Origin of the sequence: Chamaesiphon sp. VAR_48_metabat_135_sub (assembly GCF_031418915.1) — a bacterium.
In the GTDB taxonomy this organism is placed as follows: Bacteria; Cyanobacteriota; Cyanobacteriia; order Cyanobacteriales; family Chamaesiphonaceae; genus Chamaesiphon.
Window position 1 is genome coordinate 1 of the sequence record NZ_JANOJV010000056.1, and the last position, 25906, is coordinate 25906.

22 protein-coding genes are annotated in these 25906 nt (G+C 43.6%); 7 read left to right on the top strand and 15 right to left on the bottom strand.

Annotation, left to right across the window (positions count from 1 at the left end; genetic code table 11):
- Positions 1-1143, bottom strand: a 1143-nt coding sequence (locus RMO55_RS04205) for an MFS transporter (protein ID WP_310423994.1), incomplete at its 3' end; no start/stop codon positions are given.
- Positions 1144-1425: 282 nt separating this feature from the next.
- Here RMO55_RS04205 and RMO55_RS04210 point away from each other — a divergent pair.
- Positions 1426-2505 (top strand): hypothetical protein, encoded by a 1080-nt coding sequence (locus tag RMO55_RS04210; RefSeq protein ID WP_310423997.1) that lies wholly within the window; start codon positions 1426-1428, stop codon positions 2503-2505.
- A 174-nt stretch (positions 2506-2679) separates the two neighbouring features.
- Here the strand turns inward: RMO55_RS04210 and RMO55_RS04215 are convergent, their stop codons facing one another.
- The 9 genes from RMO55_RS04215 to RMO55_RS04255 form a co-directional block, all read right to left on the bottom strand.
- The gene (locus RMO55_RS04215) at positions 2680-3159 is read right to left on the bottom strand and encodes an LCCL domain-containing protein (RefSeq protein ID WP_310424000.1); all 480 of its coding nucleotides are present in this window, start codon (positions 3157-3159) and stop codon (positions 2680-2682) included.
- Between the two features lie 204 nt (positions 3160-3363).
- Positions 3364-6024 (bottom strand): S-layer family protein, encoded by a 2661-nt coding sequence (locus tag RMO55_RS04220; RefSeq protein WP_310424003.1) that lies wholly within the window; start codon positions 6022-6024, stop codon positions 3364-3366.
- 49 nt (positions 6025-6073) lie between these two features.
- On the bottom strand, positions 6074-6520 hold the full coding sequence (locus RMO55_RS04225; RefSeq protein ID WP_310424008.1) for a hypothetical protein: 447 nt from the start codon (positions 6518-6520) through the stop codon (positions 6074-6076).
- A 50-nt stretch (positions 6521-6570) separates the two neighbouring features.
- The gene (locus tag RMO55_RS04230) at positions 6571-6696 is read right to left on the bottom strand and encodes a hypothetical protein (protein WP_310424011.1); all 126 of its coding nucleotides are present in this window, start codon (positions 6694-6696) and stop codon (positions 6571-6573) included.
- Between the two features lie 94 nt (positions 6697-6790).
- Complete coding sequence (locus RMO55_RS04235) at positions 6791-6961, bottom strand: hypothetical protein (RefSeq protein ID WP_310424014.1); 171 nt, start codon at positions 6959-6961, stop codon at positions 6791-6793.
- 69 nt (positions 6962-7030) lie between these two features.
- Complete coding sequence (locus RMO55_RS04240) at positions 7031-10039, bottom strand: S-layer family protein (protein ID WP_310424017.1); 3009 nt, start codon at positions 10037-10039, stop codon at positions 7031-7033.
- Positions 10040-10254: 215 nt separating this feature from the next.
- The gene (locus RMO55_RS04245; RefSeq protein WP_310424020.1) at positions 10255-10614 is read right to left on the bottom strand and encodes a hypothetical protein; all 360 of its coding nucleotides are present in this window, start codon (positions 10612-10614) and stop codon (positions 10255-10257) included.
- 49 nt (positions 10615-10663) lie between these two features.
- Positions 10664-11053 (bottom strand): hypothetical protein, encoded by a 390-nt coding sequence (locus RMO55_RS04250; protein WP_310424023.1) that lies wholly within the window; start codon positions 11051-11053, stop codon positions 10664-10666.
- Between the two features lie 281 nt (positions 11054-11334).
- Positions 11335-14439 carry a filamentous hemagglutinin N-terminal domain-containing protein gene (locus tag RMO55_RS04255; protein WP_310424026.1) on the bottom strand — a complete coding sequence of 1035 codons (3105 nt, stop codon included), beginning with the start codon at positions 14437-14439 and terminating at the stop codon, positions 11335-11337.
- Between the two features lie 670 nt (positions 14440-15109).
- On the opposite strand from RMO55_RS04255, the gene RMO55_RS04260 reads away from it, so the two are divergent.
- From RMO55_RS04260 to RMO55_RS04280, 5 genes are all read left to right on the top strand, one after another.
- A complete protein-coding gene (locus RMO55_RS04260) occupies positions 15110-15373 on the top strand; it encodes a phosphopantetheine-binding protein (protein ID WP_310424028.1) in 264 nt (87 codons plus the stop codon).
- Positions 15374-15416: 43 nt separating this feature from the next.
- Positions 15417-16943, top strand: a complete 1527-nt coding sequence (locus RMO55_RS04265) for a benzoate-CoA ligase family protein (RefSeq protein WP_310424031.1) — start codon at positions 15417-15419, stop codon at positions 16941-16943.
- A gap of 100 nt (positions 16944-17043) precedes the next feature.
- Positions 17044-18378, top strand: coding sequence for a salicylate synthase (locus RMO55_RS04270; protein ID WP_310424033.1), 1335 nt, complete (start codon positions 17044-17046; stop codon positions 18376-18378).
- A gap of 62 nt (positions 18379-18440) precedes the next feature.
- Positions 18441-18698 carry a hypothetical protein gene (locus tag RMO55_RS04275; RefSeq protein ID WP_310424036.1) on the top strand — a complete coding sequence of 86 codons (258 nt, stop codon included), beginning with the start codon at positions 18441-18443 and terminating at the stop codon, positions 18696-18698.
- 13 nt (positions 18699-18711) lie between these two features.
- The gene (locus tag RMO55_RS04280; RefSeq protein ID WP_310424039.1) at positions 18712-18999 is read left to right on the top strand and encodes a hypothetical protein; all 288 of its coding nucleotides are present in this window, start codon (positions 18712-18714) and stop codon (positions 18997-18999) included.
- A gap of 43 nt (positions 19000-19042) precedes the next feature.
- On the opposite strand, the gene RMO55_RS04285 is transcribed toward RMO55_RS04280, so the two are convergent.
- From RMO55_RS04285 to RMO55_RS04305, 5 genes are all read right to left on the bottom strand, one after another.
- Entirely contained in the window at positions 19043-21145 is a 2103-nt protein-coding gene (locus RMO55_RS04285) for a caspase, EACC1-associated type (RefSeq protein WP_310424042.1), read from the bottom strand.
- 8 nt (positions 21146-21153) lie between these two features.
- Positions 21154-21537 (bottom strand): hypothetical protein, encoded by a 384-nt coding sequence (locus tag RMO55_RS04290; protein WP_310424046.1) that lies wholly within the window; start codon positions 21535-21537, stop codon positions 21154-21156.
- 520 nt (positions 21538-22057) lie between these two features.
- Complete coding sequence (locus RMO55_RS04295) at positions 22058-22339, bottom strand: type II toxin-antitoxin system mRNA interferase toxin, RelE/StbE family (RefSeq protein ID WP_310424049.1); 282 nt, start codon at positions 22337-22339, stop codon at positions 22058-22060.
- Complete coding sequence (locus tag RMO55_RS04300) at positions 22336-22563, bottom strand: hypothetical protein (protein ID WP_310424053.1); 228 nt, start codon at positions 22561-22563, stop codon at positions 22336-22338. The genes RMO55_RS04295 and RMO55_RS04300 overlap by 4 nt, the downstream gene beginning before the upstream one ends.
- 55 nt (positions 22564-22618) lie before the next feature.
- Entirely contained in the window at positions 22619-23941 is a 1323-nt protein-coding gene (locus RMO55_RS04305; RefSeq protein ID WP_310424058.1) for an MFS transporter, read from the bottom strand.
- Between the two features lie 434 nt (positions 23942-24375).
- On the opposite strand from RMO55_RS04305, the gene RMO55_RS04310 reads away from it, so the two are divergent.
- Positions 24376-25881: a 3-oxoacyl-[acyl-carrier-protein] synthase III C-terminal domain-containing protein gene (locus tag RMO55_RS04310; RefSeq protein WP_310424061.1), complete on the top strand. Its 1506-nt coding sequence runs from the start codon at positions 24376-24378 to the stop codon at positions 25879-25881.
- Positions 25882-25906: the final 25 nt, after the last annotated feature.

Consider the following 25906-nt stretch of genomic DNA (forward strand, 5'->3'; position numbering starts at 1 on the left):
AACACATCCTCCCGTAACAATTAAGCCGATCGATCCACAGACAGCACCTAGTAATGGTGTTAAATTAGCGATCGGATTAAACAGCGAACTAAACGAACTTAAGCCCGCCGTAACCCCACTAAAATAGAGTCCAACAGCTAATCCCATGCGATCGGCAGGAAAGAGATTTATGGCTAAAGGAATCGCCCCGTTTGTCGCCCAACTAAAGCAGCAGATAAATAGGACGATCGCGATCGTGGTGGCGATCGCTGATGGTAAGAAAACCATACTTAACAATCCGATTAAAGTAGCCACAATTCCAATTAGCATCGCCCGTTGATTGCCATATTTAACCGCAAACATACCAGCAGGTAGAGCAGAAACAGCAATTGCTAATGATATAATTACCATCAAGAAAGTGGGATCGAATTGGGGCAGATTTATCTTAATAATCTTGGGAAGAGTTTCAAATAGTGCGCGCGAACCCCAAGCAAGACCCCATCCCATTCCAATTAATAAACCAATGTTTGCAAAAGGAATCGGCTGACGTTTTGTAACTGGTAAATCATCATTCATCCCTGGATCGAAATAGCGTAATAGCCCAGTCGCTGCCAATAACACGATCGAGGAAGCCGCAAATGCAAATGCAGGACCGATCGCGAGGATAAAATCTTGAACTATCGGCTTTAAGGCGGCAATAAATCCACCAGCTAGAGTCAGAAAACTCATGGCAATTGGTAATTCGCTCGCAAAGGCATATCTACCAACTAATGAAATTGCAGGTGTCCGAAATACAGTCATTGCCATTGCCCAGGCAATTAATATGCCGGGAATAATCCATTTGACTGCACCAGATAAATCGCCAAAAATGACAATTGCTGGAATCGAGATCGAGATTGCCGAAGTCAAAATTACGCCCAAGGAAATAATTCCAAATTTGGTCGCCAACCACCGATATGCTCGATCTGATAAACTCCCAAATAAAGGTTCTAAAATTACTGCAATTGCATTTTCGACAATTAACAATAAGACTGCTAATCCTGGACTAAATCCATAACTAACTAACAGTTTTGGTAGGTAAATATTATAAATTAACCATGTCAGTGAAATTGCCCCTTGCAAGGTAGCTAACCCAATAATTTTGTACCAGCTCGCACTTAACATGATTTATATATTTGTACTAAAATATTGCCACCAGCAGTCGATGTCACTCTCAATGAGCGTATATCTACATATAGTACGGAGCTGAGTCTCGATCGGATTTAGCCACATAGTAGTTAATTTAGATCCTAGATTGGGAAGTATGTAGTTATACGACTATTTACAGCAATCGTTGGGGTAGCCTTCCCCGTGCAGAATCGACTCGCTTGTCTGTCAACCATCAAGATCGTCATCGATGCTCATTCTCTGCGCCAGAAGCTCCGCTAACGGGTGTTAATCTACCATATGTCTAAGTTCTCAATCCTGCGGATTTTACCGCTGCTCACACTGATTTTCCCCTTTGTTGCGGTAGCTAGAGATGCCTCCTCGATCTTACCGATGACTTTGGGTCAACAATATACAGGCTTATTAACCCGATCTCCTAGCAATCCCCAAGGCGAAGTCTGTTATGGATTATCCGTCGAACCAGACACCCGCATTACACTCAGAGTCAAAACTGCTGGAGTGGGGATTCTGAAATTTGCCGTCTATGACAAAACCAAAGGATTGCGATTTTTTCACAATGATGTGAGCAACAAGCAGCAAGCGGATAGAGCTGTTCCCACCGACTCTAGGTTTAGCTTTCCCGCTGTTAGTGAGGTATCGCAACTCTGCTTGACGACGACCAATCCCGATCGCGGTCAGCAGTATAATATTACGGTCACCGGAAAACCTGGCCGCAAATCTAAATCGCGGATTGCCCTCCGCCCCGTCGCTATCGACGGCGCGAAAACTTCGATGAGCAAGCCCAAGCTGTCGGCAGATCTCCCCCTTCCCAAGCCGCCTCCAGCTCCCACCGTAGATATTCCACCCCCACCGATGGGGGAACCATACTGTTATGTGGGGACTTGGCAAATTAGCGATCTCAGTGGATATTGGCTACCAACGATCCAAAATTTTACTCAAGCCACAATTGCCGATCCTCAGATGCTCGGATATGCGAAACTCACCATTAACAAAGATGGTAATGCCGTATTTGAAGCAGTCGATCTAGAGCAAAAATACACACTAAAATCAAAAGAAACTGGAGCAAAAATTGATAAAGTTAGCTTGAGTTTAGCGGGTAATAGCACCGCTAGATTCCAGGTAAATACCGATAGTACTTTAACATTCAATTCCCAGAATTATCAGCGGACAAATACTAAACTTAACTTGGGTACTAGTCTAAAACTGACTGGAGATCGATTGTTTATGTTGTTTGGCGATCGAGATTCACCTCCAGTAAAATTACCATACAAGTGTCTCGATCGAGATACGATTATCCTGAGAGTCCCGCTACCCACAGGTCAAAAAACAATTCCGATCTCCCTCAAACGAATTAGCTAAGGTGATGTCTCAATACGCTTGTTGTTACTCAGCGACTGAAGTTGCCGCTAGTATTGCAAAGTCCGCCTACGCGGACTAAAGCTAGAACAAATATTGGTTTAACAAAAAGCGTATTGGGTAATGTCTGGGAATAAATGTCCCGAATATTGTCTGAACTGCGATTAGAATAATTGACTAAAAGCCGTTATCTGGATTAATTTTTACCGCACTCTGGGAGGGGATCGATCGACCGTTGGCATCGAGAACGATAAAACTGCTATTGTAGACTGGAGGTCCATTCTCACTAGTTTCAATTCCATTCTGAGTACTGCCCTCATAAACATCTGCTTCGGGCTTGATTCTAATCTTGACAAATCCACCTGTTGCTACTTTAATTACTCCTGCATGAGCAGCAGCAGTACAAATAGAGGAACTGGTGGCATATAGATCGGTTCCAGTAACCTCCGCAATCGAACCGTTCTCGGGGCATATAAACGTAAATTCCCGATCGATCTGGTTTTCTAATCTCAAGTGGTTAGGACTATCACTCCATTGAATTGGTTGGGCTGATTCGGCAGCGGATTTAGAGATCGGTAGTAAAGTTGATGCTAGCACTGAGGACGCGATCGAGCTAAAAATTACAATCGATTTAGTTAATTTAGTGGTAGATAGCATATCAAATATTCACCTATATTCTTGGTTTAGTAGTTGTTGCCACTATCTATACTTATCGATCGAAACTAAAAAATGATTGTGGATCGATCGGCTTAAATAGCTTGCAAATCAACGCCAACAAGTAAGCTTAAATTGGTGGCTACTCACATCTACGATTAGTTAGTTAATTTTATTCAGTCACCACTCCATGAATTGCCCCTAATCCTAACGATTTGGACAAATAACCCTGGTTCCCGTCGCTCCTACCCCTGTCTGGGCGGCAATCAATCGCACTCGTCCATTCTGTTCCAATACCCAACCAATGGCTGGCGGTGCATATCGCTGCGGTGTATTTGTAGTAATTAATTTAGCCTGAACTGCGCGAGCATCTTCCCATAGAGCTTCACTCTCCAAAGGCTCGCTGGCATTCGGTGGCAGTCCACCGCGCCCAGTAATATACAATTTGTTATCCCGCTGACTGGCTCCACAGGCTTGGGAAATTTGGTTGCTCGCATCATTGGGCGCAGCCACAAGTTCGCCGATATCTTTACCAGGATCTGTACCTGGGGTGTTGATGTTGACGGTTCCACTCTGTCCGAAGGTGGAGCTAGCCGTAATATCATTAGTAAACGGTGAATCCTGTCCTTTGGGACGATATTGGATGCCAAATAGTCCTTGACTGGTGATATTAACCTTACCACCCGTGCCATTATATGCATTAGCAGTGATGTCATTATTGCCTGGTAAGGCAACAATTAGGGGACTCCCGATCGTGATATTTCCACCACTACTTTTTCTGTCTAAACTCTCAGAATTAGTCGAAATCTTGCTGTCATTTATCAGCAGTAGTAAATCGTTCAAAGTCAGGAAGAGATCGCCACCACTAACTGTGCCACCATTGGTAGAAATTTCCCCTTTATTTAGGTTGATTCGATTAGCATTAATCGAAATAGTGTTGACCTTTCCTACCCCAATACTTTTGCTAGATATTCTACTCGCATCCAGCACATCGACAACGCCTGTCGTTTGAATTTTGATATCGCCTGTATCACCTTTGCCACCGTCATTATTTGCTGCTACAAATCCACGATTCTGCAATTTTACATTCCTGGCGGCGATCTCGATACCTTTACTATTTCCTATTCCGTCTTTTGTAATAATAGCAAAAATTCCGCCGAGATTTTTTATCGACAAATCTCCACCAGCATCAATAATAATTTTTCCAGTATCACCTTTTCCATTGTTATTATTATCGATTACCGATACTGCATCATCATCATTCTTTGTTGCAAAATCAATCTTCTCAGTTCCAGATATAATTATATTGCCTTTAGTTTTGATGTCAATATTGCCGCTATTTCCCGTACCATTATTAGCTGTGTAGATATTACTAAAATTGGTTAAGCTGAAATTATTGGCTCGAATTTCAATCCCGTTACTATTTCCTTGTCCTGTATTATTTATCCCTGCAAAAATTGTGCCTCGATTATTTATAGATACATTGCCTTTGGCCTCGATTGCTATTTTTCCTGCATCACCTTTCCCATCAGTCTGGGTTAATATCGTTGATAGTGGGTCTCTCTGTTCATATGTTATTAACTTAGGATTATCAGTACCAGAGATAGTTAGATTACCTGTGGTATTAATCTTGATACTGCCACCATTACCTTGTCCATAAGCAGCCGCCTGGATACTGCTGATATTTGTTAGGCTTATATTTGCAGCTTTGATATCGATACCTTGACTATTACCGTTGCCGTTGCCTTTTGGATTAATATTAGCTAAAAGCCCACCCCGATTTGTTATCGTCAAATCCCCACCAGCATCAATGGAGATCTGACCAGGATCGCCTTGTCCACTTGTACTAACAAATATGTTTGATAATGAATTGCTATTATCGGGATCGCCCGTCAAAAGGTTGGGATCGTTAGTGCCAGAAATAGTTATATTACCTGTGGTTTTAATATCGACATTACCAGCATTTCCAGTGCCATTATTAGCTGCCAAAATGCGACTAGCGTTGGTTAGGCTTAAATTTCTAGCTTGGATATCGATATTACCAGCATTGCCGCTATCATTATTAACATTTGTCTCCGCTCCATTCACTAGAGATACATCACTAAATGTTAAACCATTACCAAATACTAATCCCCCATTATCGATCGTCACTGTCCCTGCGGAATTTACACCGCCGAGATCTATTTTTCCTCCAGGTGCAACAATCTTACCACCGCCATCGCTCCCGTCCAACGTAACATTTCCACCAATGAAGCTGATGTGACTTTCCTTACTAGTTTGCAAAGTTCCATAGTTTACGATCCCTCTACTCCCAGAATCGCTCCCACCCATAATTAATTTATTGGGGTTGAATAAAACATTAGGATTAACCGTTAATAACGCGGCATCTCCCGCCCCATTCACCCCGAAGTTGTAGCTTTTACCCCCACCATCGACTAAATCTATGCCATTGGCAGTAGTCGCGAAAAAGGCTTTCCCCACATTCAACCGAGCATTGGTTCCAAATACTACCCCTTGAGGGTTAATTAGGAAGAAATTTGCCCCATTCGTATTTACCAGCCCATTAATATCTGAAAATACTCCGCCAGTCACGCGAGTAATAATATCTCGATTTCCCACTGGACGGGAAAAATTAGCTTGTCCATTCGTCGGTATAGAAAAATCTCTAAAACTATGAAACAACGTCTGTCCCTTATTTAACCCACCTGTGATATTAAAGTTATTATTTCCAGCAGATACTTGTGTTCCCAGGGTAGGATCGACGACAGGAGACCGATTAGATGGTTGATATGTTTGGGCAATAGTAGTTTGGCTACTGATGATGAGACTGACTAAAGTCAGAAAAACTAAATAGAGATTAGTTTGCATCACGGTAAATTATGTTGTGGGACAAATATCTTCAGAGCTTTTGTATTTGCTAATGTTTCGGTGCCGTTATGGATGGATTCTTCCTTTCGCCAGTATCTATGCGAGGGTTTGGCATGATTATGTGTTGAATCCGATCTCCACTGCCGTCATCTATTTTAGGCTTAGGCATTGGTAGTACACCTTGATGGTGTTGGCCGCCACCAGTAGTCTTACCGTCACGGTGTTTGCCATTGCGTTTGTCATTGCGTTCGTCGAGATCGTCCGGGCGTTCGCCGCCAGCGATAAAGCCCTTGGGTATATTCAAATGTTTACTACCTTGATTACTTAGATGCTGATGGGATACCAGTATTCGATCGAATGAACGATGCTGGCTCTGAGTGTCTGCGCCAGTTTGGGCGATCGCCGTATGACTACCAGCCACTACACCAACCAGCAAAGTCACAAAACTTAGATAAAACTTAGTTTTTTGTCCAGGTTGGGCTATTAATTCATTCATCTTTGTAAAAAAATTCGTCGAATATTTTTGAGGCATCATTTAACTTTTATTTAGCGATCGGATAATAAAACATCAAATTTGGCAAAATATGTTGAATTTGCAATTAGTGTTTTCGATTCAGTCAAATAAGCGAGCCGATCGCCTCGATCGCTCCCTTCAATTATTATATGTATCATGGTTTTTTGTCATGCGATCGCCTCGATCGCCGTAATTTCAGATACAATTGCCTACATTAAATTGCGATTATTCGCTCGATCTAAGCCAAATCAACTAGTATTGTTGGGGGTAAAGAAAGAGACTATTCAGATGAGATTCGAGATTTAGAGTACGAAATAGTAACGTAACTTGCGCTCTGGTAATAGTTTCAATTCGATCGACCTTGTGGGAGATAGTTAATGTTGTTTCAGTTTCGATCGTGCTACTGCTGGCTTCGATCGACAAAATCTAAATTTTTGTTGCGCTGTCGAGGTTTAAAAGTGTGGACATCGATCGATGTTGGAGAGGGGAAAGTCACCGATTCGGACAAACAACTCTGGTTCCCGTCGCGCCTACCCCTGTCTGAGCAGCGATTAATCGCACTCGTCCATTCTGTTCAAATTCCCAACCAATAGCTGGTGGTGAGTATTTCGGTGCTAGATTGGCAATGGTAGCTGGTTTAGCCTGAACTGCACGAGCATCTTCCCACAGAGCGTCACTCTCTTGGGGTTCGAGCGCATTCGGTGGCAATCCACCGCGCCCAGTAATATAGAATTTATTATCCCGTTGACTGGCTCCACAGGCTTGGGAGATTTGCTTACTAACATCGTTGGGCGCTTCGGGGAGTTCGCCTTTATCCTTCGCTGGATCTGTACCTGGGGTGTTGATGTTGACGATGCCATTCGATCCAAATTTTGAACTGGCGGTAATATCGTTAGTAAAAAATGAATCCTGTCCGTTGGGACGATATTGGATGCCAAATAGTCCTTTACTGGTGATGTTAACCTTACCACCCGTGCCATTATATGCATTAGCCGTGATGTCATTATTGCCTGGTAAGGCAACGATTAGGGGACTATTAATAGTGATATTTCCACCATTACTTCTTTTGTCTAAACTTTCAGAATTAGTGGAAATCTTACTGTCATTTCTCAGTAGTAGTAAATCGGTTAAATTCAGGGAGATATTGCCACCACTATCTGTATTGCTATTAGTAGAAATTTCTCCTTTGTCCAGATTGATTCGATTGGCAGTAATCGAAATATCGTTTGCCTTGCCGCTCCCCTTGTTTCGGCTAGATATTCGACTCAAATTCACAATATCTATAGTGCCTTTTGTTTTGATATTGATATCGCCAGTATCCCCTTTACCACCATCATTAACTGTTTGAATAAAGCCATAATTTTCTAATTTTAAGTTTCTGGCTGTGATATCAATTCCTTTACTATCTCCTCTTCCACCTGGTAGTATAGCAGCATAAATACCGCCTAAATTTTTTACAGAAAAATCTCCGCCAGCATTAATTGTGATTTTCCCTGTATCACCTTTACCATCAGTGTTAGTCTCTATTGTCGATACAGCATCATCATTTTGCTTTGGTACAAAGTTGAGATTATCAGTCCCAGATACAATTATGTTTCCTATAGTTGTAATGTCAATGTTGCCGCCTTTTCCAACACCATTATTACTAGCATAGAGATGGCTAAAGTTGGTCAAGCTGAAATTGTTAGCATGAATTTCAATCCCTTTACTATCTCCTGTCCCCGTGTCATTTTTACCGGCAAAGAGTGCGCCTCGATTATTTATAGATATATCGCCGCCAGCCTTAATTGTGATTTTCCCTGTATCACCTGTATCATCAATCTTCTGGGTTGATATATTTGATAGTGGATATTGATTGTCGTTTGTTAAATATTTAGGATTATCAGTGCCAGAAATAGTTAGATTACCTGATGTTGTAATATCGATATTTCCCGCATTGCCTTGTCCAGAACTACCTGCGGCGATCTGACTAGTATTGGTTAAGCTCAAATTTCTAGCGGCGATCTCGATACCTTTACTATAGCCAATTCCCTTAAACTCAACTCCAGCAAAAATTCCGCCTAGATTGGTTATTTTCACATCCCCACCAGCCTTAATGGAGATCTTTCCCGAATTACCTTTTCCATTTGTAACTGCACTTATTTGTGATAATGCCTTGCTATCATTACCTGTTAACAGATTGGGATTGTCTGTACCAGAGATAGTTAGATTACCTGCGGTTTGGATATCAATATTACCAGCATTGCCAGTGCCATTACTACGTGTTGATATCTTACTGCCATTATTTAGAGCGACAGAATTGGCGACGATCTTAATATCGCCAATTTTGCCGCCAGATTGCGATGAAATTGTATTTTTAATATGGGCGGCATTGTCTAGAGTAATGTTACCCGTGCTGTTAATATTAATACTGCCACCAGTTGCTGTTTTAATACCTGAATTAATAGCTAAACCTGCATCTAAACTAGATGAATCTTTATTATTTGTCGATCGATCGTTAGTAAGCTTGAGATTATTAGCACTAATATTAATGCTGCTGCCAGGAGCCGTAACATTATTAAAAAAGGTATTAACAGTGCCTAATGTTCGATCGGCTCGTACAGTTACCTGTCCTCCATTAATTAGAGATACATCACCAAATTTCACACCATTACTCCCAACCAAACCTCGATCGTCGATGGTAATTGTCCCTGCTGAATTTACCCCACCTAAATCTACTCGTCCTCCAGGTGCAACAATCTTCCCCCCACCATATCGCCCATCTAGCGTCACATTTCCACCAATTAATCCGATGTATTGATTGTCATTCTTAGTTTTTAAAGTTCCATAGTTGACGATTCCTACAGTTCCCGAAATATTCCCACCCATAATTAATTTATTTGGGTTGAATAAAACATTAGCATTAACCTTAATTAACGGCGCATCTCCCGCACCACTCACCCCAAAATTATAGGTTTTTCCCCCAGCATCAACTAAATCTATCCCATCAGCAGTACTCGCGATAAACGCTTTGCCCACATTTAACCGCGCATTGGGGCCAAATATCACTCCTTGAGGATTAATCAAGAAGAAATTCGCCCCATTAGTATTTATCAGCCCATCAATATCTGAAAATAATCCCCCTGTTACGCGGGCAATAATATCCCGATTTCCCGCTGGACGATAAAAATTAGCTTGTCCATTTGTCGGCACAGAAAAATCGCTAAAACTATGAAATAAAGTCTGTCCCTTACTTAATCCACCAGTGATATTAAAGTTATTATTTACACCTGAAACTTTAGTTCCTAGCGTATTATCGGGGACAGGAATTCGATTGGAAGATCGATATGTTTGGGCGACAGTAGTTTGAATATTGATGATGAGATTGACTAAAATCAGCAGAATTAAATAGAGATAGGACTTACGTGGTTTGAAGCTGGGTGTGGGGTGTGTGGTAGAGGGTGGCGGAAAATTAAAATCTCCAAACCAATACTGTAATTGTATATTAGTTTGTGAGTGCATAATTCCGAAGAAATTAGTTTGCATCATTGTAAATATTATTTTTATATAAGTTTATTTTGGATGCCTATTACTAAGCGGCGGAAATAAAGCTACTATTCGGGATTCGGGTTTCGAGAATAGTCCCGTAACTTGCGCCGCCTAGTTCTAGGGAAACTAAGCATCGATCGACCCTTCTTTGCTAGTACTTCAGGATAGTTTCCGATCTAGGTTTTGAATCACTCGCTCTCTATACGACGATTGGGCATCTTTATCATGTTGACTATCTTTTGCTTAGATTTTTCAGATTTCTTCTCATCTTCACGGTGCCCACCTTTGTGGTGCTCACCTTCTCGGCGATCTTCACGGCGATCTTCGCGTCGATCTCGACGATCTTCGTCACCACGATGGTGTTCGCCGCCAGCGATCAGGCGATCGGACATACTAAAGTTTTTGCTACCGATCGAGTCTCGATCTCCTGGTGTATTATCAGCGATCGACACCCGATTAGAGAGTCGATCGGTCTGGGCGATTGTAGTTTGGCTGCTGACGATCGAACCAACTAAAGTCAGAAGAACTAAATAGAAATTAGTTTGCATCACGGTAAATTATGTTAAAGGACAAATATCTTCAGAGTCTTTGTGCTTGCTAATCTTTCGCTGCCTCTCTGTCGCCGCCTTCTATCCGGAGATTGGGCATCTTTAACATCATCATGTGTTGTTTTCGCTCAGATATGTCTGGTTTCTTCCCACTTTGATGGTGCTCACCTTTATGGCAATCTTCACGGCGATCTCGGCGATCTTCACGGCGATCTCGACGATCTTCGTCACTACGATGGTGTTCGCCGCCAGCGATAAGGAGATCGGACATATTCAAGTTTTTACTACCGATCGATAATTGAGTTCCTAGATACTGATTATCTGTACCAACGGTTTTGGCGATCGCGGTATGACTTCCAGCAGCTATACCGATCGATAAGATCGCAAAACTTAGATAAAAATTAGTTTTGTTTGGAGGTTGGACTACTAGTTTGTTCATCTGTAAAAAAATGTAGTTGAATATTTTTGATGCACAATTTGATCCCTTCAAAATATTGACATTTTGGGGAATAGTTATGTTGTTTCTGTTTCGATCGTGCTACTGCTGGCCTCGATCGAACAAATCTAAATTTTGGTTGTACTGTCGAGGTTTAAAAGTGTGGACATCGATCGATTCGATCGATCGACGTTGGTTACTACTAACTTATACGATTGACCGATAAATTTTATTCATCGACTGCGGGAAAGCCTTCTCAGCCCTCACCCCAGTACGGGAAAAATCTAGCGATTCGGACAAACAACCCTGGTTTCCGTCGATCCTAACTCTGTCTGAGCGGCAATTAATCGCACTCGTCCATTCTGTTCCAATACCCACCCGATCGCTGGTGGCGGGTATTTCCGTGGTAGATCTGCCGTCGTAGCTGGTGTCGCCTTCACCGCCCGCGCATCTGACCACAAAGCATCACTCTCTTGGGGTTCGCTAGCATTTGGCGGTAGTCCACCGCGCCCAGTAATATAGAATTTGTTATCTCGTTGACTAGCACCACAGGCTTGAGAAATTTGGTTACTCGCATCGTTGGGCGCAGCCACAAGTTCGCCCTTATTTTTGCCTGGATCTGTACCTAGAGTCTCGATCTCGACATTCCCACTCCGTCCAAACTCAGAACTGGCAGTGATATCGTTGGTATTATCATTTTGCTGGGAACGGAATTGGATTTCAAATACACCTTGAGCCTTGATGTTGACATTACCACCCTGACCTTTAATGGCGTTGGCGGTAATATCATTGTTTTCTTTGGGGGCGGCGATGACAAGTTTTGAATCAATGGTAATATTACCCCCATCGCCGCCTCCTCTGGAATTTGTAGAAATACTACTATTACGTCGCATTAAGACCGCATCCTGAGTAGCGATGGTAATATTCCCGCCATTATCATTTGCTGCTAAAGAAATATCACCTCGATCGAGATTTAGTTGCCTACTCTTAATCTTGATACTGCCAGCACTATTTCCGATTGTTTGTGATTTACAACCGTCCTTACATTCGGTAACAATGCCCCCTTTATTGAGCAATGATACATTTCCGCCAGCATCGATCGTAATTTTGCCAGCATTGCCATTGCGGAAGCTACTGCTGGCTATTTTAGTTATAAAAGAATTGCTATTTTCTTTCACGAAGGCAGGATTAATATTACCAGCGATGGTAATATTGCCTATCGTTTTAATATTGATATTTCCGGCATTTCCCGGTCTGTCATCGGCAGGATCTGCTGCAACAGCTAAGATCTGAGCTTGGTTGAATACTTCTAATTCCCCTGCATTAATTTTAATTTCCCCACCATTACCCAGTCCTGCCTCGACGGTACTGGCGATTACAGCACGGTTGCCTATTGATACTTTACCTAGAGTTTCGATCTCGACTTTTCCACCATTTCCAGTTCCATTTACATTACTGGCAATGAGTGAAGCCGCGTCATTATTTTCCTCCAAGTCTTTCACAATTCGATCTTCATTAATGGTGATATTCCCGATCGCTTTAATATTAATATCGCCAGCGTTTCCCTTCGCATTGCCAATAGCTTCTTGATCTGTTCCTACAGAGCTACTAATTTCACTGAGATTAGAAAGTAGCATTTCCCCGACATTAATTTTAATTCCCCCACTATTTCCTGACCCGTTTTCTTCGATTCGACTCCGAATTGCGCCCCGATTAACAATCGATAATTTACCAGGGGCAACTAGAGTAATTTTGCCAGCATTACCTTCTCTAAAAGTACTGTTGGCTATTTTAGATAAGGGGTTTGTTCTGTCCTCAATATTAGTTAAGACCGAGCGATCTTTGCTGCCAGAAATGATGATATCTCCGGTAGTTATAATATCGATATTTCCGGCATTTCCCTTTTGCCCCGTTTCACTAGGATTCGCAAAACTCAAGATTTGACTGCCATTGAGTAATGAAAATGAGCTAGCATTAATTTCAATACCCTCACTATCACCCGCTCCAGTTGACTCGATCGTACTAGCGATCGTATTGCTATCACTGACTACTAAACTACCTGAAGCTGCGATCTTAACTTTGCCTGAATTCCCACGTCCGTAAGTACTTGCGGCGATGACCGATTGAGCATCACCGCCAAGTTTTAGAACATCTGGGTAGTTTGGTTCGGTGAGGTTAAAATTTCCCAGTGCGTTAATCTCAATGTCGCCACCGCGTCCGACGGCGTTTTCGGATAGATTAGTTGATATCTCTGATCGATCTGTGACGGTGATATTATTTCCCGTAATTTTAATCCCACCACCAATGCCTTGGGCACCCGATCTGACGAGATTAAACATTGCCGCTCGTTGGATTTTAATATCTCCAGTAGCATCGAGCTTAATATTCCCGATTTTTCCAGTTTTAACGCCTGAATTAACATCTAAACCAGCATCTAAACCACCTAGATCCTGATTGATAGGATTATTCTTATCACCCAGAAATCGATTGCCAGAGTTAGTTAGATCGATCCTATTCGCGCTGATATTAATGCTACTACCTGGAGATATCGCAGTTGAAAAGAAAACCGGATCGACTGGGTTTAGGGTTTGCTTTGCTCTAACACTGATACTTGAGTTATTGGCGATCGACACATCACTTCTCGTTAACCCAAGACTATTAAATACTAAACCATCACCATTGACACTCATCGTACCATTCGTATTTAGTCCGCCGATATCTACTCTCCCACCTGGAGCAAAAATCTTCCCACCATTCAAACTTACATTCCCACCAATTAAGCCGATATATTGACTATCGTTATTAGTTTGCAGCGTCCCAAAATTCTTAACCTGTCCATTCCCGCCGCCGACGATTAAACTGGAGACATTAAACGAGACATTGGGGTTAATGGTTAATAACGGTGCATCGCCATTGGGATTAGTGCCAAACACAATCGTTCTCCCACTCCCATCGACTAAATTTATGCCATTCGCCGTACTCGTGACAAATGACTTGCCCACATCCAATTTAACACCCGAACCAAATACCACCCCACTGGGATTTATCAGTAAAAAGTTCGCACCATTAGTCTTGACTAATCCATTAATATCCGAAAATAAATTACCCGTGACACGAGTAATAATCGATTGATTTCCAGTCGGATTGGTAAAGTTTGCCGAACCATTCGTCGGTACGGAGAAATCTGTAAAACTATGAAATAAATTTTGCCCCCGCTGCAATCCACCCTCAATCTTAAAGTTATTATTAGCACCAGATACTTGAGTGCGAATTTGACTATTATCAGCTACTGGAGTGCGGTTTGATGGTTGGTATGTTTGAGCGCGGGCAATAGTTGGGAGTAAAAATAGAGCTGTGGTGGCGAGGATGGCGAGAAGGTATTTAATCATGGATATATTTAACTCTTGTCATCTATAATATTTTTCTTTGTGTTAATTCTCACATGGGTAGTGATTATAGATACAATTATTTACGCGAAAAATACACTCACATTTTGCCACGGTACACAAGTATTCGCTCTCCAGCACGATCGAAAAGTTATGAGAATTATATGCAAATATCCCTCGCCTATTTGCTAGAGATAGGGTTGGATACTTGAGACAACCGCCGATCGAAAGCACAGATCTAGCATCATGACAAAAGGTGAATCAGGTGCGTATTTGGACGGAAAGCAAGACAAACAGCTAATTACTGCTACTTGTATGAGTCGTTTTACCAGGATAACTGCTGAATTAGGCGATCGAATCTACTTGCCAAAAGTAAAGATAATGTACTAGACTCTTTCTAGTTATCAAAAATAATTATCAATAATTGAGATAGTAATAGACAATTCGATCTCGAAAAATATTGGCGTTACCGCTCCAAGACACGATTTCTCATTTCCCCGCTTCCCTTGTCTTATCCCCCGATTACCTACAGCGAGCGCGGCTACGCCAACGAGTAATGCCAGAATATTGGCAGTCCGATCGTCAGATTACATTACCGTACTTAGTGAGATTTAGAGTCAATACTAATCCACAGCCATAATTTACAATCCAAAATTTAAACTAATCACGCGCCATGACGGGAAATCGAACGAACAATTTAATGGTAATGGCTACGCTCAAAGCGATTTTGGTCGGTTTGGGCATTCCTGAAGACACGATCGGGGAAGACACCCTCATCCATGCACATCTGGGGCTAGATTCGGTCGAGACAGTTAAACTTTCCCTCGAATTGAAACGCCAACTCGACCTCGATCTGAAGCTAGGAACGCGGCAAGATCTCACTTTGGCTGAAATTTGTCAGATGGTAGCAGCACCGCTACCCGCTCGATCTGCGTAATTCTAGACCGCCAATTTAGTTCTCGATCGCCAGAAATTTTAAGATGAAAACTATATCTACTAGCTTGCCCAATATCTTTAACGTCGCGGCTCATTTTCTCGAAGCTAATTTAGCCTCAGATCGGTGCGATCGCGTTGCTATTTACTACCGCGATGACACTTACACTTATGCACAGGTGCATAGTTGGGTGCGGCGGATGGCTAAATTATTTGCTGAATTGGGGGTAGAGCGAGAACGGCGGATTGCGATTTTATTACCGGATACGCCAGAGTTCGTGTTCGCATTTTGGGGTGCGATTTGGTTGGGAGTTATACCAGTCCCGATTAATACGGCTTGTACGTTAGAAGACGTGCGGTATATTCTCCAAGACTGTCGCGCTCAAATGCTGGTAACAGATCGAGCGTGGTTGGAGCGGTTGGGCAAGATTGAGTCGCCATGCTTGCAACACATCTTGCAAATTGATGGCGATCGATCGTTAATTTCTCTACTAAACCAACAGGATGAATCAGTCGATTGGGTGCAAACCGATCTAGAGGAACCCGCATTTTGGCTGTATACCTCTGGCAGTACCGGACGACCGAAAGGCGCGATCCATCTGCATCAGAGCATGGTAGTTTGTGCCGAAAATTATGGCAAAGAATTGGTCGGCTTACAGGCAGATGACATCATCTATTCTGTTGCCAAAATGCCCTTTGCCTATGGATTGGGGAATACATTGTATATGCCGATGTCGGTAGGTGCGGCTGCCATTCTCTCCGATGCGGCGAATGCCTTTGATATCATTGCCGATGTTCAAACTTACCGACCGACGGTGTTATTTGGCATTCCAGGTATCTATGCTGGCATTTTATCCGTACATGAGATTGCCCCCCTCGATCCAACTTCATTACGATTGTGCCTCTCCGCCGCCGAACAACTACCCCCGACAATCTGGCTCAAGTGGCGAGAAATGTATGGGTTAGAGATTTGCGAAGGCATCGGGACGACGGAGTTATTGCATATATTTCTCTCTAATCGACCAGGGGAATGTCGTCCGGGCACTTCCGGTCGTCCAGTGGCTGGTTATGACGTGCGCGTGGTAGACGAGCGCGGATTAACCGCCCCAGATGGTGAAATTGGAGCCTTAGAAGTATCGGGCGAGAGTCTGATGCTGGGCTACTGGAACCGTCTATCTGCAACGCGATCGGCTCTATATGGGACGACGATGCGGACGGGGGATAAATATGTGCGTGATGCCGATGGTTATTTTCGGTTCATGGGACGCAATGATGACTTTTTTAAGGTCAATGGGATGTGGGTTTCTCCGTTTGAAGTCGAGGATATTTTGCTCCAGCATCAAAGCGTGTTAGATGCGGCGGTGGTACCGAGTGATGAAGATTTGACTCAGGTAATTGCCTATGTCAGTCTCAAAGCTGACTTTACACCCTCGATCGAGCTAGAACGCAGTATTCGTCAAGCGGTTAAAGCACAGTTGCCCCCATTTAAAGTTCCCAAAAGTATCCAGTTTTTGGACGCGCTACCGCGCACGCCGACGGGCAAGGTACATCGTCAAGCATTGTTGAAAATTTAGCGTTGCGGTTTCCAGCCGCATCGGTTTCTAACCGCGCGGTTTCCAGTCGTTAGCTCGAATAACCACTATCCACTATCCACTATCCACTAAATAAATACTTATGTTTTCCACTGACACTCAGCCACTCGTTTACCATGAATTGTTCGTTCCAGAAACCAAAGATCCGCAATCTTTATTACAAAATCTGTTAGATATCGGTTTATTTTCCAGTTATATGCTGTACGAGGGCGATGGACAGACGCGAATTGCGGGGAATACCTTAGCTAGTATTGCGGTGAGTACTGACACTGTAACTTTAGATTATTTAGGAGAAATCGAATCACGATCGATTGTTGGCGATCCGCTCCAGCAGGTAGAACAAATGCTGGCATCATTACCGATCGAGAATTGGACAGCATATGGTTACGTGGGTTTCGATATGGCGCGGTTTTATTCGAGTTATAGTAAAGCGATCGAGCAACCTTTGTTGTATTTTTCGATTCCTGAAACCGAACTCCAGATTACCGATAAAGGGATTCGGATTAAGAGCGTCAAATCTCTGACTAAAATTATCGAAGCTCTGGCGATCGATCGCCCGTTGCGGAGTTATACCGCTACACCGCCGACGCTAGATTTTGCCGATCGCGAACATTATCAAGCTAAAGTGAGCGAAATGGTAGAGGCGATTCAAGCCGGACATTTGCATAAAGCGATTATCGCTCGATCGGTCAAAGTTAAGGGACAGATGGATCTTTTGGGTACCTATCGTCTGGGTACTGAGAGTAATAATTCAGCGCGATCTTATTGTTTCCAGTTCGATGATGTCAGTGCGGTGGGTTTCAGTCCTGAGATTTTGATGACTGTCGATGCCGATCGATTTGCGATTACCAATCCCCTCGCCGGAACTCGCCCCCGTTCTGAAAATCTGGAGCGAGACGAGCAGTTAAGTCGCGAGTTATTTACCGATGCGAAGGAAGTGAAGGAACACGCACTTTCGATCTGGCTGGCTCAAGATGAAATAGCTGCACTTTGTGTACCGGAAACCGTGCGGGTGTTGGATTTTATGGAAGTCAAGCAATACCGCTGCGTTCAACATCTTTCATCTCGCGTGGGTGGCGAACTGCAACCCGATAAGACACTTTGGGATGCGTTGAAGGTGTTATTCCCTGGGATTACGGTTTCGGGAATTAATAAACAAGCCGCATTGGAGTGGATCGATCGCTTGGAAACAGAACCACGAGGGCTATATGCGGGTGGGATTGGTTGGATCGATAGTCGCGGTACGGCGGATTTGGCGATCGCCATTCGATCGGCTTATCAGTACGGTGACACGATTCATTTCAATGCTGGCGCGGGGATTGTGGCTGAATCTGTACCGGAACATGAGTATGTGGAGTCGGTGAATAAGATGAATACGATGTTGACGAATTTGGTGTTGAAATCAGTTGACAGCTAAAAATCCGTAGGGGCAGGTTGATACTAATTCATTCAAACCTGTCCTGACCCACTTCCGATAAATTGAACCGATATATCGGTAAGATAGATTTGGGCAAAGGTACCGTTACCTTTGAATTTGTGCGAGAAATCCGGCTCGATTGTAAAATTATGCGCTCAAATGTCGATCCTCAGAAGATTGAACAACTCATGAAAGCATTGGGTAGAGAAGCTCGTGGTTCAGGCTGTATCTATTTTACAGGTGGTGCTAGTGCTCTACTGATTGGGTGGCGTAGTTCTACAGTGGATATCGATTTATCGATCGTTGTGAAAGTACATTAGAGAGAGATAAATAATGGAACTAAATGAATTGCCAGGATCGGAGTTAATCTTACCTGGACTAGAAGATCTTTACCACGGCAGAAATAATACGATCGGGTCGCTATTAATCTCGATCGCATCCATCCGTTTAACCGCAGCGGGTTTGGATATTCCGCAGGTGTCTCTAGTATCAGAACCAGAACTGGCTTTGTATAATCATCTTCAGATCGATCGTGATGATGCTTATTATTACTACAATGCTTTATTAAATAGTCTTAATAGCTTTTGTGCGGCACTTGAACTGAAGTCCAAATATCAATGAATGAGAGTTTAGATGAGTAAAATCAGTAAGGTGAGCTACGGCTCTATGGCTCAGGATAAAGTTGTGATTTTGCCACAGGTACATTATTTGTATTATTACTAGAAATACTCGTAGTGTAAACACCTTGAGGACAGGATGCGATGTACTTGTTTCCAGAACTATATTTGTCTAACGCAGTCAGCTTGCCAGCAGCCACTAATGTTTGGTGAACATAAGCAGCGACATCGGAACGAGTTGCAACAGTATTTGGCCCAAAATTACCACCTGGGAGTTGACTGCTATTGTACTCTGCACTTACCGCCATGCATCGTTGAGTTGCTGCTACCAAAGCATTTTGACCATAGCTAGGCACTTGAGCTGCATCATAAAATACATTGTTAAGATCTAGCGTACTAGAAGGTTCTATTTTGGTACCATTGGCTAAAGAGACTAGACTCTGAATCCGCAAAGTATTTTGATTTGGTGCAAAGGTTCCGTTGGGATAACCAGAAACAAACCCACTTTGATAAGCTTTTTGGATGACTTCTTCCGCCCAGTATTTTTCGGGGATATCTTTGAATTTACGTCCCGCTCTAAGAGGTTGGAGATCGAACGCTCTATTTAATAAAGCAGCAAATTCAGCACGAGTAATAGGCTGATCCGGCTTAAAGCTACCGTCGGGATAACCTTTGATGATGTCCTTTTCTACCAGAGATTTGATGAAAGGCTCTGCCCAGTTACCTGCAATATCAGTACTCTGAGTGATTTGCTTTAAAGCTGGAGTTTCTGTTCTATTAGGCTTAACTGTTATTTGGTTACTATTTGATTGTATTATTACCAATAACAATGATGCGATCCCAGCACCAATAACATAATTCCTCTTTGGTATTTCTACTACAAATAAAAATAATGGTACTAACAATCTTAACAATGTGAAGGAAGCATAAGCAACAGAATCCCTCTGGAAATTTATAACTCTAGCTATTAATAGTTCAACAGGCAGTCGAGGAGTAAGAGATTCAGGGGATTGTTCGATGGGGGGATTGTTAACTGGTGTTATTAATAGCTCTGATGAAATATATTTTACTCGTTGATGAATCTCCGCAACATCTTCATCTCGTAACTTCAATTGTTGTTGATATTCATCAAAATCTGCTTGTTCTCGATCGCTAAAGGGGTAATTATTCTGTACTGCGTTCTTAATCGTCTGCTCGTATTCTCTCAGTTTTTGTCGATATTCCCGATAGGGCTGCAATACCCTATCTTCTATTTCTTTAGCTTCCTCTGGCTCGATGCCCCACTCCTGTTGTTTTCCTAAGAGCATCCTCTCCACAAAGATCGAAAATTCGCCATTTCCTTCCTCCGCACGTTTTTGAACTTCCCGCTCGTACTTTAATTTCGGCCCGTCACCTCGTGATTTTGATAGTCGGATCTTGAAGCCTTCTTCTACTGGGTAGAATTTAGGAGTCATCGCAGGCGATTCTTTCTTCACCTTTTTGGAGGCATATTCATGTAACTCGTCTACAGAGATCCAGTCATCCTCATCTAGATCTGCTGCTCCTGTGGCGATGCCTTCGACTAGATAACGAGTGTAAGTGGATAATCCCGAACTTCCATGCTCGGTTGAATCAGCACCAAAAGACTTTTCAGTAGCGGTAGATGAAGTAAGAATTGCTCTCCCTTTCCCACCTAAATAGTCGTCCAGTCTCACTGTCCCATCATCTTTGACTGTCATGCCTTGCGCGATAGCACCGCTATAGCAAGCATCTAGAATAATTACCTGTCGTTCGGATCTGCTGAACTTGAGCGAATCTTGTAAATATGTAGCAGCTACTGCCGAAGGATGAACTAGAGACGCACCATCCAATCGAGTAATCCGCGTGCTGAGATAGAGATTATTATTACGATCGTCTTTGATGCCATGTCCAGAGAAATAAAACAGGAGTAAATCGTCTTTCTGGCGAGCGTTAAACAACCAAAAAATTTCATTCTCCATCTCTTGTCGATCTGGATTTTTCAGCACTTTAATATTTTCTGCCAGAAAATTACCTCGCTCTGGATCGATCAAAACACGATACAGCGCATCGACATCCGCCACAGCACTAGGCAAAGGACTCAATCCCGATTCATATTCACTCACCCCAATCAATAACGCTACCTTTGTCATCTTTGAGCCTACTTCGAGATGAAATCTTGAGCAGCTTTAATGGCGTAGTCCAATTCTTCCCGACTGCTAGCTTTCACCGAAAGCTTTTTACCATTAGCTTCAACAGTCAACTCGATCGTCTTACCACCCAATCGATCTCGCAAATAGCCGAATAATTTTTTCGCATTATCGATTTTCACCTCTGCCATTAATAGCCCTACCAAAAACCCGCCAGCAGATTTAGCTTCATCTGATGAGCTAGAATCGGGAACGCGATTGACAGTATCGATGAAATCGATATCTTTATCTTGAAGGTCGTTAATGAGAAGTTGTGCTTGTTCGTCTTCTCGTTCTGGATTTGACGCAGGATCGTTAAACTCGATCGTCAGTCTGATGTTAGAGCTTGCGGTCATACTATTAAATATTTCATCGAGCTATGATAATAGTATACCCATCTATCGATAAATCTCCGCAACAGAGTTATGATGGTGGGCACATCGATATTGACATATTTATACTAGCTTATACTACCTATTTGGCATCTGGCAGAGATTCTGACTTGGCTTAGAGAAGATAAGACATACTCGATCGATGACTCGCTATTAGAAGTTGCGATTACCTACGGTAGGCTACGCTAACGTCAATATGGAGTTTAATGTTGCCAGACAATGGCGAAATATAGAGCCAGATCTGCAAAAAAAATATCCGCGCTCTAGTTTGCTAATTTACTGGATTAGTCTATCGTTAAATTTGCCAGTAATGAATACCGATCGAAACGCGATCAATAGATGTTAAAAATCGATTATCTTACCGAAAGGCTCCGCCAACAGTTTCAGCATAATTTATCGAGATGAGCTGTATATCTACGATCTGCTCGATCGATAAGTTGTTTGTAAAACTTTTTTTGATTTTGTCCAGCTTTATCGCCAGCTACTAATAAACCTCATCGTGAGAACCAATATTTAACAGCAAAATTGCCCTTTCATCCGTTTCAGGATCGATCGCGAATTCAAACAAAATTCGGTAACTGTAATCGACCGAACAAGACCAAACATCATCTAAATCGCCCATCAGTTTATGCGTTTTCAAACTAGGATGATATATATCCGATCCCATTTGTTGCAACGTCTGCTCTACTAATATTCGTAGCTGGGGATTGCGCTTGACTAGACGTTTAAAAGCTCTGCTCGATCTTGGTGTCCACCCAATCTTCATAACTCGTCCAATTCAGACATCAGATCGCTCACCGAACCAAATCGAACATTTCCAGCTCGATATTCCTCGCGCACCGCTGCTACTTCAGACACCAATTCTTGTCGCTTAGTCTGCCCGATCCGTTGTCGCAAAACATCCAAAAGTACCAGCCGCTCATCTACAGATAGCTGTTCTGCGGCTTCGATCGCTTTTTGAAAATTTGATTCAGTATGAAGATCGATCATGAATGTCTAATTGTGCAAAGATGCTAGACTACCTCTGTTCGATTTTAACATTCATCTACTCGATCGGGTTTATCTCACTATCTAGATTAGGTCGATCGCAGTCTGGTAATAGGGCTTCAGCATTGCGGAGGTTGGGGAAAGCATTGCCGCTGATGCCGATCGATACCATCGCAATGGCAGAGATCGTTAGCAGGAGAGCGATCCCCGATCCTTTAGTCGTACCGAATAGCGGTGCCAAGGCTGAAGCGATCGAGTTACCTGAATTCATTAGTGGTTCAAAGATGCGATCGGCTAATACTCCCGCCACCAGACTGGCTAACGCACCAAAGATCGACCCGATCGTATGGGCTGCGGCTAATACTCGTCCTTGTACTGCTGGCTCGACTTTTGTATACCAGATCGCATCGGTGGAACTGTAGGCGAGTGGGATACAACAGGCGGCAAAGAATTGGGCTACCATCCACACTGCTTGGTTTTGCCCCAAACCTAATACCACAGAGCCTAAGCCAACGCCGATAAAGGCGATGAGCATTCCCTGAATTTGGCGCGGTACGCCCCCGACGATGCTCAATACTACTGCGCCGACTACACCGCCGATTCCGGCGGAGATTGCGACGGTACTGAGGATTTGGGCATTGCTCCCTGTCCGTGCCAGAATCATCGGCGGGTAGAGGGTTTCGGTGGTGTGGTAGGCAAATAGGAATAGGCAAAAGATGGTGGTAATGGCGACTAAGCTCGGTCTGGCGCGGATGTAGTCGATCCCCCAGAATAGTTGTTGCCAGATGGTTTTACCGTCGCCCCGATCGCTTGGCGAACTTTTGACTTGTGGAATCCGCACCATTAGCACGGTGCTAATCCCGATGATAAATGTTGCCAGATCGATCGCGATGATCCCCATTAGTCCGATTGTCGGATACAGACTACCGACTAGAGCGGGGGAGATAATTGTCCCGCCGTACATAATTAGCATTCTCATGCTACTAACACGGCTGTAGTGTTTCCTGTCCACGATCGACGAAATCGATGCGGAAAAAGCCAGCCCTTGGAGTTGTCCGCAACAACCGTAGATGACGGCTAACCCATACAGGTGCCAGATCTGGAGTAGATCGATCGAGTATAGTAGTCCGATCGTTATCGTACATGCACCCACGCAGACATCGCTAAAAATCATCAACTTTTGACGATTGAAGCGATCGATAATTATCCCTGCCAATAAAGAGATCGCAATTTGGGGGAGTAGAAAGAAAAAACTTAGCAGCGCGATCGCTGTTGTGGTCTGAGTCTGTTGCCAAATCCAGATCGTGAGGGCAAATTGGGTCATTTCCGTCCCAATCGCAGATGCCATCTGCCCACTCCAGAGAATTGTAAAGATACGCACGGCAAAAATCTTGAGGATTAAAAGGATGTCACAACATATCGATAATCGATCGCTGTACTCTTGCAATTGTATTTTAGATCGTGATATAGATATTAGTATAAATTCTCAATAATAATTTTATCGATCTAGACTAGAGATCGAGAGTTGCTTGGAAACTAAAGTCTCGGCTGATGTTGCTTAATGTCCGCCCATACTGCATCAAGACAACCTCCTCGTGATTTCAGTGACCATCGGGGAACTACTAGAGCGGGCGAGAGCCGCTCGTGAACTAGATAATCAGCGACGATTGTAAACCTTGTGCGGTACCAGAGTGAAGCAAATATCCTTAACCTATTACCGATATTAATTAAAGATAGCTTTTTAAATATCTTCTAATATTTTCTAAAATTAATGAGAATAATACTCAAAAATACAAATTAAAATAGATATTTACCATGCAGTCAGTTAGTATTCGATCGCTTGCCATCAACTTTCCCCAAACCATTCGCACCAACGATTATTGGCTGGAAAAATTTCCCGAATTATTTGTCAAAACTAGACAGCGAGAGGTCAGGCGCACTCCAGCTACAGACTTAATTCCCATTCCCAGTGGAATCGATCTGTGGCTGCAAGAAGTCACGCCCTTTTTAGCAGATCCGTTCCGAGGCAGCGTTCAGCGGCGGGTATTAGCGGATGATGAGTCATCCCTACTGCTGGAGTGTCAGGCGGCTCGATCGGCTCTGACAGCGGCAAATCTGGCAGCAGCAGACGTGGATCTGGCGATCGTCTCTTCCCTGTTTCCCAGTGATGTCGGCCCTGGTTTGGCGACTCATCTCGCCCAGCAATTGGGATTGAGCTGTCCGGCGTGGAATCTAGAATCTACTTGTGCCAGTGCGTTAATCGCGCTCCAAACAGCGCAGGCTTTCATCCAAACTGGCACCTATCGCCAGATTTTGATCGTGGTGTCGCACATTGGCTCTCAAGCGGTAAATGATGCGGATACTCTCTCATGGTCGATGGGTGATGGTGCGGCGGCGATGGTGGTTGGTGCAGATCGAACAAATCGCGGCATTCTCAGTACGCAGATCGTCCCGACGATCGAGACTTGCGGCGCATATACTCACGAACTAACGATCGATTCCCACGGCAACCCCCGCATTCAAACTGGAACGGGTGAGAATGTCAGTAGCCTAGCAGTAACAGCAGCCGATACTGTCCGCGAGTGCTGTCAGTCAGCGGTAGCGGCGGCAGGAATTAGTCTTGATCGCATCGATTATTTTGCATTTAATACGCCGACGGCTTGGTATGCCAACGTTTGCGCCAAAGCACTGGGAATCGATCGAGAGCGGATAATCGATCTCTACCCGACATACGCCAATATTGGGCCAGTTTTTCCCCTTGCCAATCTCTATCATGCAGCGGCTAGTGGCAAAATTCGACCCGACGATTTGGTGCTGGTGTATGCCAATGGTGCGGGAGCGACGGCGGCGGCGATGGTAATGCGCTGGGGCGATGTGGCATTGGGTAGTGCTAGCACTGAATTGGTGACGATTCGATCGTCAATCGAGAGTTTCGTACCGTTAGCTAGTAATCCGGTGGCGAGTGGTGGAATTGGGATTAAAGAACGACTGTTGGCGGTGCCTGTGGGCGATCGTCATGCCATCCTCGAACCTTATTTAGTGGAATCGTTAGCCAATTTACGCCAAATTTCGCCAGCGGATCTCGATCCTCAAGTGGTGCTGACGACGTTGTTAGATTCGTTGGTGGCGACGATCTTTCGGAGTCAACTCGAAGCTAGTTTAGAGATTCGGGTGCCGATGGAACAGTTTTTGGGTGAGCGGAATATTTACAATCTGACGGAATTTTTGCTCGATCGCATGGCGATCTCGGAAATGATGGGAGGGGTGGTAAGGGATGAGGGCGATGTGGATCGATCGGGGCGAGAGGTGTTTAGTTTGTAAGGGTTTGGGGTGTTGGGTTGTCAAT

Excerpts from the sequence above, each read along its gene's own strand:
- RMO55_RS04210 (WP_310423997.1), top strand. The coding sequence starts at position 1,426 with ATGTCTAAGTTCTCAATCCTGCGGATTTTACCGCTGCTCACACTGATT.
- RMO55_RS04220 (WP_310424003.1), bottom strand. The coding sequence starts at position 6,024 with ATGCAAACTAATCTCTATTTAGTTTTTCTGACTTTAGTCAGTCTCATC.
- RMO55_RS04270 (WP_310424033.1), top strand. The coding sequence starts at position 17,044 with ATGTTTTCCACTGACACTCAGCCACTCGTTTACCATGAATTGTTCGTT.
- RMO55_RS04245 (WP_310424020.1), bottom strand. The coding sequence starts at position 10,614 with ATGCAAACTAATTTCTATTTAGTTCTTCTGACTTTAGTTGGTTCGATC.
- RMO55_RS04240 (WP_310424017.1), bottom strand. The coding sequence starts at position 10,039 with ATGCACTCACAAACTAATATACAATTACAGTATTGGTTTGGAGATTTT.
- RMO55_RS04280 (WP_310424039.1), top strand. The coding sequence starts at position 18,712 with ATGGAACTAAATGAATTGCCAGGATCGGAGTTAATCTTACCTGGACTA.
- RMO55_RS04215 (WP_310424000.1), bottom strand. The coding sequence starts at position 3,159 with ATGCTATCTACCACTAAATTAACTAAATCGATTGTAATTTTTAGCTCG.
- RMO55_RS04310 (WP_310424061.1), top strand. The coding sequence starts at position 24,376 with ATGCAGTCAGTTAGTATTCGATCGCTTGCCATCAACTTTCCCCAAACC.
- RMO55_RS04230 (WP_310424011.1), bottom strand. The coding sequence starts at position 6,696 with ATGATACATATAATAATTGAAGGGAGCGATCGAGGCGATCGGCTCGCT.
- RMO55_RS04290 (WP_310424046.1), bottom strand. The coding sequence starts at position 21,537 with ATGACCGCAAGCTCTAACATCAGACTGACGATCGAGTTTAACGATCCT.
- RMO55_RS04260 (WP_310424028.1), top strand. The coding sequence starts at position 15,110 with ATGACGGGAAATCGAACGAACAATTTAATGGTAATGGCTACGCTCAAA.
- RMO55_RS04295 (WP_310424049.1), bottom strand. The coding sequence starts at position 22,339 with ATGAAGATTGGGTGGACACCAAGATCGAGCAGAGCTTTTAAACGTCTA.
- RMO55_RS04300 (WP_310424053.1), bottom strand. The coding sequence starts at position 22,563 with ATGATCGATCTTCATACTGAATCAAATTTTCAAAAAGCGATCGAAGCC.
- RMO55_RS04225 (WP_310424008.1), bottom strand. The coding sequence starts at position 6,520 with ATGAATGAATTAATAGCCCAACCTGGACAAAAAACTAAGTTTTATCTA.
- RMO55_RS04255 (WP_310424026.1), bottom strand. The coding sequence starts at position 14,439 with ATGATTAAATACCTTCTCGCCATCCTCGCCACCACAGCTCTATTTTTA.
- RMO55_RS04265 (WP_310424031.1), top strand. The coding sequence starts at position 15,417 with ATGAAAACTATATCTACTAGCTTGCCCAATATCTTTAACGTCGCGGCT.
- RMO55_RS04250 (WP_310424023.1), bottom strand. The coding sequence starts at position 11,053 with ATGAACAAACTAGTAGTCCAACCTCCAAACAAAACTAATTTTTATCTA.
- RMO55_RS04285 (WP_310424042.1), bottom strand. The coding sequence starts at position 21,145 with ATGACAAAGGTAGCGTTATTGATTGGGGTGAGTGAATATGAATCGGGA.